Source organism: Oryzomonas sagensis, from assembly GCF_008802355.1.
Lineage (GTDB): Bacteria > Desulfobacterota > Desulfuromonadia > Geobacterales > Pseudopelobacteraceae > Oryzomonas > Oryzomonas sagensis.
This window is the reverse complement of sequence record NZ_VZRA01000001.1, coordinates 98,132-110,478: the sequence shown is the minus strand read 5'-3', so window position 1 is coordinate 110,478 and position 12,347 is coordinate 98,132. Positions and strand designations below refer to the sequence as shown.

At 60.5% G+C, this 12,347-nt stretch carries 11 protein-coding genes; all 11 read left to right on the top strand.

Translation table 11 applies throughout. From position 1 onward, the window contains the following. Positions 1 to 3 precede the first annotated feature (3 nt). The 11 genes from lpxD (at position 4) to F6V30_RS00420 (ending at position 12,294) form a co-directional block, all read left to right on the top strand. Positions 4 to 1,041, top strand: a complete 1,038-nt coding sequence (gene lpxD, locus F6V30_RS00470; RefSeq protein ID WP_151154582.1) for a UDP-3-O-(3-hydroxymyristoyl)glucosamine N-acyltransferase — start codon at positions 4 to 6, stop codon at positions 1,039 to 1,041. Positions 1,042 to 1,281: 240 nt separating this feature from the next. Beyond that, a complete protein-coding gene (fabZ, locus tag F6V30_RS00465) occupies positions 1,282 to 1,725 on the top strand; it encodes a 3-hydroxyacyl-ACP dehydratase FabZ (RefSeq protein WP_149306977.1) in 444 nt (147 codons plus the stop codon). Between the two features lie 48 nt (positions 1,726 to 1,773). Beyond that, positions 1,774 to 2,553 (top strand): acyl-ACP--UDP-N-acetylglucosamine O-acyltransferase, encoded by a 780-nt coding sequence (gene lpxA / locus F6V30_RS00460; RefSeq protein WP_151154581.1) that lies wholly within the window; start codon positions 1,774 to 1,776, stop codon positions 2,551 to 2,553. Then, positions 2,550 to 3,494, top strand: coding sequence for a Gfo/Idh/MocA family protein (locus F6V30_RS00455; RefSeq protein WP_151154580.1), 945 nt, complete (start codon positions 2,550 to 2,552; stop codon positions 3,492 to 3,494). The genes lpxA and F6V30_RS00455 overlap by 4 nt, the downstream gene beginning before the upstream one ends. After that, a complete protein-coding gene (locus F6V30_RS00450; protein ID WP_151154579.1) occupies positions 3,491 to 4,585 on the top strand; it encodes a DegT/DnrJ/EryC1/StrS family aminotransferase in 1,095 nt (364 codons plus the stop codon). Before F6V30_RS00455 ends, F6V30_RS00450 begins: the two co-directional genes overlap by 4 nt. 54 nt (positions 4,586 to 4,639) lie before the next feature. Then, entirely contained in the window at positions 4,640 to 5,794 is a 1,155-nt protein-coding gene (gene lpxB / locus F6V30_RS00445; protein ID WP_191965608.1) for a lipid-A-disaccharide synthase, read from the top strand. Next, complete coding sequence (locus F6V30_RS00440; RefSeq protein ID WP_151154578.1) at positions 5,791 to 7,545, top strand: ABC transporter ATP-binding protein; 1,755 nt, start codon at positions 5,791 to 5,793, stop codon at positions 7,543 to 7,545. The genes lpxB and F6V30_RS00440 overlap by 4 nt, the downstream gene beginning before the upstream one ends. Then, positions 7,542 to 8,459, top strand: coding sequence for a lysophospholipid acyltransferase family protein (locus tag F6V30_RS00435; protein ID WP_151154577.1), 918 nt, complete (start codon positions 7,542 to 7,544; stop codon positions 8,457 to 8,459). The genes F6V30_RS00440 and F6V30_RS00435 overlap by 4 nt, the downstream gene beginning before the upstream one ends. Continuing rightward, positions 8,453 to 9,139 (top strand): phosphatase PAP2 family protein, encoded by a 687-nt coding sequence (locus tag F6V30_RS00430; protein WP_151154576.1) that lies wholly within the window; start codon positions 8,453 to 8,455, stop codon positions 9,137 to 9,139. The genes F6V30_RS00435 and F6V30_RS00430 overlap by 7 nt, the downstream gene beginning before the upstream one ends. Positions 9,140 to 9,147: 8 nt before the next feature. After that, positions 9,148 to 10,437: a 3-deoxy-D-manno-octulosonic acid transferase gene (locus tag F6V30_RS00425; RefSeq protein WP_151154575.1), complete on the top strand. Its 1,290-nt coding sequence runs from the start codon at positions 9,148 to 9,150 to the stop codon at positions 10,435 to 10,437. A 660-nt stretch (positions 10,438 to 11,097) separates the two neighbouring features. Further along, the gene (locus F6V30_RS00420) at positions 11,098 to 12,294 is read left to right on the top strand and encodes an NHL repeat-containing protein (protein ID WP_151154574.1); all 1,197 of its coding nucleotides are present in this window, start codon (positions 11,098 to 11,100) and stop codon (positions 12,292 to 12,294) included. Positions 12,295 to 12,347 lie beyond the last annotated feature (53 nt).

Below are 12,347 nucleotides of genomic sequence, written 5' to 3'. Positions count from 1 at the left end.
GACATGCAACAAAGTAAAACATTGAAAGAAATTGCCGAATACCTGGGCGGTACGGTGCGGGGGGATGGTGCGGTGCGCGTTGGCGGCCTTGCCCCCCTGGAAACAGCCGGACCCGAGACCATCACATTCCTGGCAAACCACAAGTACGCCGCCAAGGTCGCGGAGACCAAGGCCGGAGCGGTGCTGATGGCCCCAGGAAACGAAAGCTACGGCCGCAATGTGGTCGAAGTGGCCAATCCGTACCTGGGGTTTGCCAAGCTACTGACACTCTTCTACACCTCCCCCCACCCCGGGCTGGGAATACTGCCCGAGGCGAACGTGGGGACCGGCGTGACGCTGGGGGAGGGGATCAGCATCTATCCCGGCGCCTGCATCGGGAACAACGTCACCATCGGCGCTCGGACCGTCATCCACAGCGGCGCGGTCATCTACGAGGGGGCCGCGATCGGCGATGACTGCGTGGTGCATGCCAACGCCGTTATCCGCGAGCGCTGCCGTCTCGGAAACCGGGTGATCATCCAGCCCGGCGCGGTTATCGGGAGCGATGGGTTCGGTTATGCCCCGGATGGTCGCGGCTATTACCGGATTCCCCAGATCGGCATCGTGGTGTTGGAAGATGATGTGGAGGTGGGTGCCAATACGACCGTTGACCGGGCCGCTCTGGAGGTCACCCTGGTAAAACAGGGGACCAAGCTCGACAATCTGGTGCAGGTCGCCCACAACTGCCAGATAGGGCGCGATTGCATGATCGTCTCCCAAGTGGGGATATCGGGCAGCACCAAGGTCGGCGACCACGTGACCCTGGCCGGCCAGGTCGGGGTTGCCGGTCACCTGACCATCGGTGACAACGTGATGGTGGGGGCCAAGTCGGGAGTACCCAACTCCCTGGCCGCCAATGCCGGCTACAGCGGCTATCCGGCGCAGCCCCACAAGGAGTGGCTCAAATCCATGGCGGTTGTCTCCAACCTGCCGACCCTGAAGAAAACGGTCAGCAGCCTGGAAAAACGCATCGCCGAACTGGAAAAACAGCTGAAAAAATGAACAGGATAAAGTCAGTCCTGAAATCTGCCACAGAGACACAGAGGAAAAGCAGAAGCAGTGAGATAAACAGTTTTGGTTCAACGCTGTAAATTAAAGAGGCTCTGTCTTTGACGTTCTCCGTGTCTCTGTGTCTCTGTGGCAGGTTGTGTTTTGAAGTTCTCCGTTTTTTTGTGGTTCTGTGGCAGATTGATTGTTACTCCGCGCTTCTACGGCGACTATTTTATTTCAACGAGGTTTCCCATGCTAATGGACGTCAATGAAATCATGAAGATTCTTCCCCACCGCTACCCCTTCCTCATGGTCGATCGGATCATTGAGCTGGAGCACGGCAAACGTTGCGTCGGAATCAAGAATGTCACCATCAACGAGCCTTTTTTCCAGGGGCACTTTCCCGGCCATCCGGTTATGCCGGGGGTGCTGATCGTCGAGGCCATGGCCCAGGTCGCCGGTATCATGGCCTACCTGGCATCGGACGATGAAACGAAGAAAAAGGTCAGCTACTTCATGTCCATCGACAATGCAAAGTTCAGAAAGCCGGTATTCCCTGGCGATCAACTGCGCATCCAGATCGAAACGACCTTCAACCGCCGCGGCATCTGGGGGGTCGACGGCAAGGCCTACGTGGGCGAAACACTGGTAACCGAGGCATCCCTCAAGGCGACCTTTGCCGACAAAGCGGCGTAACACCGAGTATGTGCCAATTTTTTAGATAGTAAACCGGGGAGAGTTCCAATGATACACTCAAGCGCAATAATCGAACCGAGCGCACAGCTGGCGTCCGACGTCGAGATAGGCCCCTATGCGATCATCGGCAAACAGGTAACCATCGGCAAGGGCACCAAGATCGGCGCCCATGCCGTGATCGGCGACTGGACGGAGATCGGCGAAAACAACCAGATCTTCCACCAGACCTCGGTCGGCGCCCCCCCGCAGGACCTGAAATACCGGGGTGAAGAGACCTGGACCCGCATCGGCGACAACAACATGATCCGGGAATTCGCCACGATCCACCGCGGCACGGTCTCCGGCCACGGCGAGACCGTGGTCGGAAACGGCAACCTCTTCATGGCCTACTCCCATGTGGCCCACGACTGCCGCATCGGCAACAACGTGGTCATGGCCAACGTGGCAACCCTGGCCGGGCATGTCACGGTGGAGGACCACGTCATCCTGGGCGGCTTGGTGGCGATACATCAATTCGTCACGGTCGGCGCCCACGTCATGATCGGCGGCGGCACCCTGGTCGGCCTGGACATCCCGCCGTACATGATCGCCACCTCGGGCAAACGCGACGCCAAGCTGCGGGGGCTGAACCTGATCGGCCTGAAACGGCGCGGGTTCTCGGACGAGGCGATCGGCAGCCTGAAAAAGGCCTACAAAACCCTGTTCATGGCCGGTCTGAAACTCCCCGACGCCATCAGCCGCATCAGGGCCGAGGTCAAGGAATGCCCGGAGGTTGACTACCTGCTGGCCTTCATCGAACGCTCCGAACGGGGGATCTGCCGCGGATGAGCGCCTTGAGGACGGCCGTCATAGGCGTGGGCTACCTGGGTAACTTCCATGCCCAGAAGTACGCCGCCATCCCCGATGTGGAACTGGTCGGCGTGGTGGACAGCGATCCGAAGCGGGCGGCCGAGATTGCAGCGGCGCTGGGGACGACCGCCTACAGCGATCATCATGCCCTGATCGGCAAGGTGGATGCGGTCAGTGTGGTGGTGCCAACCCAGTATCACCACACCGTAGCCCGTGATTTCCTGGCAGCCGGGGTCCACGTGCTGATCGAGAAGCCGATCACCGTCACCACGGCCGAGGCCGACGAGTTGATCGCCCTCGCCGAGTCGCGCAAACTGGTCTTCCAGGTCGGCCACCTGGAACGTTTCAACCCGGTCCTGGTGGCGTTGGGTGACATCCTCCATGAACCGCTCTTCATCGAGTCGGTGCGCATCGCCCCCTTCAAGCCGCGGGGGACGGACGTGAACGTGGTCCTGGACCTGATGATCCACGACATCGACATCATCCAGCACATCGTCGGGTCCCCGGTTGAGCACATCGATGCCATTGGTGCGCCGGTCTTTACCGGCGAGGAGGACATCGCCAACGCCCGGATCGTTTTCAAAAACGGCTGCGTCGCCAACGTTACCGCCAGCCGTATCAGCCTGAAGAGCGAACGCAAGATGCGCATATTCCAGCGCGATGCCTACATCACCCTGGACTTTCAGAACCGCAAGCTGCTGGTGGCCCAGAAGGGGAGCGGCGAGTTGTTTCCTGGCATCCCCAATGTTAAGGTCGTCGAGCGGGAACTGGGGCAGGCCGATGCGCTCAAAAACGAGATTGAATCGTTCATCGAGGCCATCAGGGAAGGAAAACAGCCCCAGGTGAGCGGCAGGGAAGGGAAAATGGCGCTGGAAACGGCACTCAAAATCAACGTTAGCCTGAAAAGGACACACCCATGATACCGATGGTAGACCTCAAAACGCAATATCACACACTGAAAGCGGAGATCGATACGGCGGTTCTCGCCGCTTTGGAGAGCACCCAGTTCATTCTGGGCCCCAACGTGACCGCGCTGGAACAGGAGGCTGCGGCATACCTGGGCGCCCCCCATGCCGTCACCTGCGCATCGGGCACCGACGCCCTGCACCTGGCGATCCTGGCGGCCGGCATCGGCCCCGGGGATGAGGTCATCACCTCTCCGTTCACCTTTATCGCCACGGCCGAGGCCGTCTGCTACGCCGGGGCCACCCCGGTCTTCGCGGACATCGATCCCCAAACCTTCAACCTCGATCCGGCCATGGTCGAAAAGGCCATCACCCCCCGCACCAAAGCGATCATCCCGGTGCACCTCTTCGGCCAGCCGGCCGACATGGCTGCCTTTACGGCCATCTGTAAAAAACACAACCTGCTCCTGATCGAAGATTGCGCCCAGTCCTTCGGCGCCGCGGTCGATGGCCGCATGACCGGTACCATGGGGCTCTTGGGCTGTTTCAGCTTCTTCCCCAGCAAAAATCTGGGATGCTACGGCGACGGCGGCATGGTCACCTGTGCCACGGCCGAGTTGGCCGAACAGGTCAAGGTGCTGCGTAACCACGGCAGCCGGGTCCGCTACCACCACAGCATGATCGGTTTCAACAGCCGCCTCGACGACATCCAGGCCGCCATTCTGCGGGTGAAGCTCAAGCGGATCGACGAATTCAACACCGGCCGCCGCCGCGTTGCGCAGCTTTATTCCTCCTTGCTGGCCGACGTGGCGACCGTTCCCCACGAGGATGGCAAGGGACGGCACGTCTATCACCAATACACGATCCTTACCGACCGGCGCGACGCCGTCATGGCCAAACTCTCCGAACGGCAGATCGCCTCGGCCGTCTATTACCCCATTCCGCTCCACAAACAGGACGTCTTTGCCCAGGCCTGCGCAGGTCTGAGCCTGCCGGTGGCCGAAAAGGTCGCCGCCAACTGCATGTCGCTCCCCGTGTATCCCGAAATACCCGACGCATCGGTGCGCTTGGTAGCGGAAACCGTCAAAGAGGTACTGGTTGGATAATTTGTGTCTCTGTGTTCCCTCTGTTGTTGAAGGGATGTGCGCCTGATGTCCGACATTACTCCAGCTACGGCACGGCGGAATATCATGATCGTGGCGGGCGAGGCCTCCGGTGACATTTACGGTGCCGACCTGGCCCGGGAAGCGCTCAAGCTGGATCCGTCCCTGCACTTTTTCGGCATCGGTGGAGCGCGCATGCGCGAGGCGGGGGTCGAGACCCTGGTGGATTCTGCCGATATGGCCGTGGTGGGGCTGGTGGAGGTGCTCAAGCATTTCGACGTCATCTCGGGCGCCTTCCTCAAACTGAAAAAGGCCCTGTCCACCGACCGGCCCGACCTGCTGATTCTGATCGATTACCCCGGATTCAACCTGCGCCTGGCCAAGGCGGCCCGCAAGGCCGGCGTCAAGGTACTCTACTACATCAGCCCGCAGATATGGGCCTGGCGCCAGGGACGGGTAAAAAAAATGGCGCGGCTGGTGGATCACATGGCGGTGATCCTCCCCTTTGAAGCCCCGTTTTACGAACGGGCCGGCATCCCGGTTTCTTTCGTGGGGCATCCCATGACCGACCTGGTCAAGGTCCGTGGGGAGCGGGACGATGCAGCCGCAAGTTTCGGGCTCGACCCCGGGCGCAGGATCGTCGGGCTCTTCCCCGGCAGCCGCCGGAACGAGATCGAACGTCTCCTGCCGGTAATCACCGGAGCTGCCGTCTTGCTGAAGAGGCGCTTCCCCGATATTCAGTTTGTACTTCCCCTGGCCTCTACGCTGCGCGATGCTGACATAGTACCGCAACTTACGGCGGCCGGCCTTGAGGTCACCATCAGCCGCGAGCGAATTCATGACCTGATCCGGGCCTGCGACGCCGTCATCTCCGTTTCCGGCACAGTCACTCTGGAAATAGCCCTGGTGGGCACCCCCATGGTGATCATCTACAAGCTCTCGCCCCTCACCTACCAACTGGCGAAACGCCTGGTGAAGGTTGATAAAATCGGCCTCTGCAACATTGTCGCCGGGGAAATCGTGGTTCGGGAACTCATTCAGCACGAGGCCAACCCGGCCATGATCGCGGACGAGATCGGCTCGATCCTGACGGATGCGGGCTATGCCGGGACAATAAGGGAGAAGCTGGCAGCCATCCGGGAGAGGCTGGGCGGCGGCGGCGCATCCGCAAATGTGGCGCGACTGATACTGGCAACAATGGAAGATCAATGAAACCAACCCTGTTACGCACCCTCAGTTTTTTCAAGCCCTATTGGGGGCTGTTGCTCATCTCGGCGCTCTGCTCGGCAGTCGTGGGGGGGATGGACGGCGCCTTCGCCTACCTGGTGGAGCCGGTCTTGAAGAAAATCTTCGCCGGCAAGGACACCGGCATCTTCCTGCTGGTGCCGGTCGGGATCATCGCCCTGTTCCTGGTTCGCGGGGTTGCCCGCTTTACCTACGATACTGCCATCAAGCTGGCCGGCCAGAAGGCGATCCAGGATATCCGCAATACCCTGTATGCCAGCACGATCCGCCAGGATATGGCCTTTTACAACCGCACGGCCACCGGCGAATTGATGTCGCGCATGACCAACGATATCTCTCAGATGCAGGAAGGGATCGGCCAGGTCGTCAGCGGGCTGTTCCGCGATACGATCTCTGCCGTGTCGCTTCTGGGGGTCATCTTTTACCGCAACTGGGAATTGGCCATCATCTCCTTCGTGGTCATCCCGGCCACGGCCTATCCCGCCCAGTTGATCGGCAAAAAAATAAAGAACGCCTCCAGTCGCAGCCTCAACGTCATGGGGGGATTGACGGCCACCCTTCAGGAAACCTTTTCCGGGGTCAAGGTCATCAAGGCCTTTGGTCTGGAAAATCAGATAGTCAGCCGTTTCCGCGCGACCAACCTGGAGTATTTTCATCAAATCCGCCGGTTCATAAAATACGAATCCCTGGCCATGCCGGTTTCCGAATCCATCATCTCCCTGGGGGTGGCCGGCGTGATCTACTTCGGCGGCAGCCAGGTCATGTCGGGGCACATGACCGCTTCGGAATTTTTCTCGTTCATTGCCGCCATGGTCATGGTATTCACCCCGATCAAAAAGCTCCAGGGGTCCTATAACGTGGTCCAACGCTCAGCCGGCGCGGCGGAACGCGTCTTCAATCTCTTGGACGAGCGCCGGACCATCGTCGACCGCCCGGGCGCGGCGGATATCGGCCGTTCCTCCGGCCGGGTGGAGTTTCGCAACGTCTCCTTCAGTTACGGTGCCGAACCGATCCTCCAGGACGTTTCCCTCACCGCCGAAAGCAACCGGATGATCGCTCTGGTGGGCCCCTCGGGCGGCGGGAAGTCGACCCTGGCATCCCTGATCCCCCGCTTCTATGACGTAAGCGAAGGCGCCATCCTCATCGACGGCCGTGATATTCGCGACGTGACCGTTGCATCGCTCGTCTCCCAGATCGCCCTGGTGGACCAGGAGACGACCCTGTTCAACGAAAGTATTGCCGATAATATCCGCTACGGGAAACCGGGTGCCTCTCTGGAAGAGGTGGTGGAGGCCGCCAGGGCCGCCTTTGCCCATGAATTCATCGAACAGTTGCCCGATGGCTACGACACCAACATCGGCGACCGGGGACTGCGCCTGTCCGGCGGACAACGCCAGCGGATCTGCATCGCACGGGCGCTGCTCAAGAATGCGCCGGTCCTGATACTGGACGAGGCCACCAGCGCCCTGGACACGGAGAGCGAGCAGATGGTGCAAAAGGCTCTGGATAATCTGATGGTCAACCGCACCACCTTTGTCATTGCCCACCGCCTCTCCACCATACTGCATGCCGATACCATCATCGTCCTGGAAAAGGGACATATCGTGGAACGCGGCTCCCATGAAGACCTGTTGAAGAACAGCAGTCTCTATAGCCGGCTGCACGCCCTGCAATTCAGCGACCGCACCACCGGTGACGACCCCAGCGCCGAGTCATGAAACGCGTCCTTTGGTCCGCCCAAACGGCCCTGTTCTATCTGCTCACCCTGGTCGGGGCAGTTCTCCCCGCGGGCCTCATCTTCCCCGCCGGAAAGGCGGTCGGCGGCCTCATGGCCCTGCTGCTGCGCAAGCGACGGCGCATCGCCGTCGACAATATCCGCCAAGCCCTCCCTTTCATGAAGCAGCACCCCGACTGGACCTGCCCCCTGGAAACCCCCGAGGAGATTGCCCGCGAATTGTTCGGGCATCTGGGAATTTCGCTGCTTGAGACCTGCCGGCTGTACCACGGCAAGGGGGACGCCATCATCGACGGCGTCGAGATCAGGGGGCGCGAGCACTACGAGCGGGCCCGGGAGCGCCACAAAGGGATCATCTTCGTCACCGGCCATTGCGGCAACTGGGAATTGCTGGCCCTGGCGTTCTCCCGCACGTTCGGCACCTCCATGTCGGTCGTGGCGCGCCGCCAGAACAACCCGTCCCTCAATGCCATGGTGGAAACCATGCGGCTGCATTACAACAACAAGGTCATCTACAAGGATGGCGGCCTGCGGCAGATGCTCGGCGTGCTGAAAAAGGACGGCATCATTGGTATCCTGGGGGACCAGGCAGTCTTTCCCGAAGACGGGGCGCTGATCGATGTCCTCGGCAGAAAAGCCTGGGCCACCAAGGCACAGGTCATCATCGGCCGGAAAACCGGGGCACCGCTGGTCCCGGCCTTCATCCATCGTGAAGGCGCAAAGAGCGTCATCACCTTCTATCCTGAATACGAACTGGGCAGCGACACGTCGGACGAGGGCATCCGGCGGGATGTCCAGGCCTTGTCGCGCTATGTGGAAAACTTCGCCATCGCCCATCCGGCTGACTGGTATTGGGTGCATCGCCGCTGGAAACGGGCCGGGGAGCCGTCATGCTGAACACCAAGCTTCTTGATTTCGGAGTGCCGCTTGTGGTGCTGGTGGCGGCAACGGCACTCATCGCCGTCACCGGGGTCGATCTCAAGGCGGCGCAGTTTTTTTATATCAACGGCGCCTGGCCCGTGGGGGACGCCCAGCCGTGGCACTTCCTGTACCTCTATGGATATTATCCCGCCTATATTCTGGGCGGGGCCGCATTGGCACTCTATGTGGCAGGTCTGATCAAGCCGCCCCTGACGCCTTTCAGAAAAGGCGCCGCCTTCATGGTTATTCTGCTGATGCTGGGCCCCGGCCTGTTGGTCAACACCGTATTCAAGGATGGCTGGGGCCGTCCCCGGCCCCGGGAGGTGACTCAGTTTGGAGGCAACCGGGCCTTCCACAACCCCTGGGAAAGGGGCGCCTCGGGCAACGGCAAGTCGTTTCCTTCCGGGCACGGCGCATCGGCCTTCTATCTGGCCATGCCGTTTTTTGTCCTGCGCCGCCGCTCTCCGCGGGTCGCCCGGCGGGTATTCGTCCTCGGCATGCTGTACGGCATCGTGATGGGGGTGGCCCGCATCAGCCAGGGGGGGCACTTTGTCAGCGATGTCCTGTGGGCCTGGGGCATCGTCCACCTCACGGCCGTGGCGCTCTACTACCTGATGGGGCTTGACCGGGAGCCTGCTCCCGATGGCGGGGTTTGAGTCCTCCTATGTTCTACGCGGTCTACAACATACTCGCCCTTGTGCTGCTCGTGCCGGTACTCATCTACCACCTGTATCGCTCCATCAGCCGCAGTCGGCCCGCCGCGCTGGGCGAGCGTTTCGGACACATACCCCGGTCGCGGCTCGCCACCATCGCCAACCGCCCGGTGATCTGGCTGCACGCCGTGTCGGTGGGCGAATCCGTTGCCGCCCGGCCATTGCTCAAGGCGCTGCGCCAACGCTACCCCGGGCATGCCATCGTGGTGTCCAACACTACCGAAACCGGCCGCGGGGTGACCTCCGGCTTCCCCGAAAAAGACCTGTGCATCTACTTCCCCTTCGATTTCCTGCCAGCCGTGCGCCGCACCCTGGACGCCGTCAAGCCGACGCTGGTCATCATCATGGAAACCGAGATCTGGCCCAACTTCAACCGGGAGGCGGCCCGTCGCGGCATACCGGTGATTCTGGCCAACGGCCGTATCTCGGACCGCTCCTACGGCCGCTATCTGAAGTTTGCCTGGTTCTTCCGCCACGCCCTGGAGTTCTGCTCCGCGCTCTGCATGCAGACCGCCGCCGACCGGGAGCGGATCGTCGCCATCGGTGCCCCGGCGGAGCGGGCGCTGGCGACGGGCAACCTGAAGTACGATATCCCCTGCCGTCACGTGTCCCCCGATGAGCGGGCGGCCCTGCGGAAGCGTTACGCGATTCCCGAAGGGATGATCGTCATCGCGGCCGCCAGCACCCATCCCGGCGAGGAGGAACCGGTCCTGGCCGCCTTTCGGGAACTCCTGGCGACCCACAGCCGGCTCATGCTGGTCCTGGTGCCGCGCCATCCCGAACGGGCCGTCCAGGTCGCCGGGCTTCTGGAAAAGGCCGGGCTGCCGTTCCTGCGGCGCACGGCCCTGGCCGCGGATGCGACCTCGCTCTTTTCCGACGGCTCTGTGCTGCTGGTGGACACGGTGGGAGAATTGATGGACATCTACGCCCTGTCGGACCTGGCCTTTGTGGGGGGGAGCCTCGTGCCGACCGGCGGTCACAACCTGCTGGAACCGGCCTCCCTGGGGATACCGTTCATCTTCGGCCCCCACATGACCAATTTCCGTGAGATTATGGCGCTGGTCCTGAAATACCGGGCCGGGGTTCGGGTCGAAGACGCCGCCGGTCTGGCCCCGGCCTGTTGCCGCCTGCTCGAAGATACTGCCCAGCGCCGGGAATTGAGCGCGAACGGGCTGGCCATGGTGCGGGAGAACGGCGGGGCCACCGAGCGGCACATGGCGGTCATTGCCAGCTATCTGTGAAAACCGGGGTTTGCATGTGTGCAAGCCTTGGTACAGGTGCCGTTACTCGATCAGAATTATGATTTAATTGTGATCACAGTTTTTTGAGATGAATACACACTGTTTTTGGTTAAATAATGTTGTTGAATGACGTATAATAACAAACTTGCGATAATGACAAACGATCGGATGAGGTATTATTTTATGCAGAAAAGTATGTGGCTGACAGCGGCGTTATTGCTCTCACTGTTCATTTCCGGGTGCGGCGGCTCCACGTCCGCAAGCACTATTGCCAGCACTACCGATGTGTTTACCGCTAAGGATGTTTACCCGAATACGTTCTACGTCACATCGCCCAAAGGTGCACCATATACCACATTCCATACCTATTCGGGCGTCACGAGGTATGATTGGAACTACAATCCATCGGATACTACCACAAGGGTCGGGACGTGGGCTCTATCTACGACAGGCAGCACGGTCACGTTTAATGTTGATTCATCCACACCCGTCAAAACAATTACGGCCATCCAAAAAGTGCACACGGATGCCACTAATTCGACGGTGGATTACTGGCTGGTCTATGATGTCGATAGCAAGCAAAATTGCAGAATGTACCTGGATTCGCCAAAAACAACCTTTGGTGCCTATACATCATCCAATGCCGCAAGATACGGCTTGATGGGAGGAGCGGTCCAGAACAACACGCTCCCGGCGACCTTCTCCAATGTCTCTACGGTCGTGGGGATTGCCGCCGTGGGGGACAGGGTAAAAACTGTGCCCACATTTTCCGATTATACCGCCGCAAGAATCCCCCCGGTGAATATGGGGCTGCCTATCGGCATCACCACCATCGACGGGAAAACATTCTTTGTGTTGGACAACTACAGCAACCGCATCCACATCGTAACGCTCGATGCGAGCGGCGCAGCCACCAGCGTCAGGACGCTGCGGACCGCGGCCGCCACACCTGCTGACATAGTATTCAACAATCCCGCAGGGATAACCAGTGACGGGAAAAATCTGTATGTGACCGATACCTCGAATTACACGATCGATAAGATCGCACTTACCGTTGACTCCTCAGGCCGCTATACCGGAACCGTCTCGGTTTTGGCCGGCAGCAGCGGGACTTCCGGGGCGATTGACGGCACGGGAAATACCACAACGACCACGACAACAAACGGTACAACAACGAACAGCACCACAATCGGCGCAGCGCGTTTCGGCGCTCCCATCGGGATCACAACCGACGGAACGAACCTGTATGTCGTGGATAACCAGACAGTCCGCAAGATCACCCTGGTGCCTGACGGCGGCACGCCCCAGGTCACAACATTGGCCGGTTCCCTCGGTGCTACCGGCTCGACGGACTCAACCGACGGCAAGGGAACCTCCGCGCGCTTCAACACCCCCCTGCGCATCACCACGGACGGGACCAACCTGTATGTGACGGACTTCTACAACTACACCATCCGCAAGGTCTCCATCGCCACCGGCCTGGTGACGCGGATAGCGGGGACCATCGGCACTTACGGCACGAACAGCGCCGTGAGTGTCGCGTCGGGGGATCGTGCGCTCTTCAACGGGCCGAACGGCATCACCACGGACGGCACCTACCTGTATGTGACCGATTGGGGACGGGATATCTACAACGCCCCGGGGCGCGGCCAGGTGGTATTCAGGATAGTTCTCACCTCAAGCGGCTTCTCTGGTGAAGTCACGAGGATAGCCGGCACCCAGGATACGTTCGGATTTGATACCGGGACCGTCTCCGCGCTTGGTGCGTATTTTTGTGCCCCCATGGGCATCACCACGGACGGCATCGGCCTCTATGTGACGGATTCCCAGAATTATACGATACGAAGGATAAAATAGTTGGATCGTCTTCTCCCCGCCGCGGCTCAAACGGCGACGGGGAGGAGTCCATC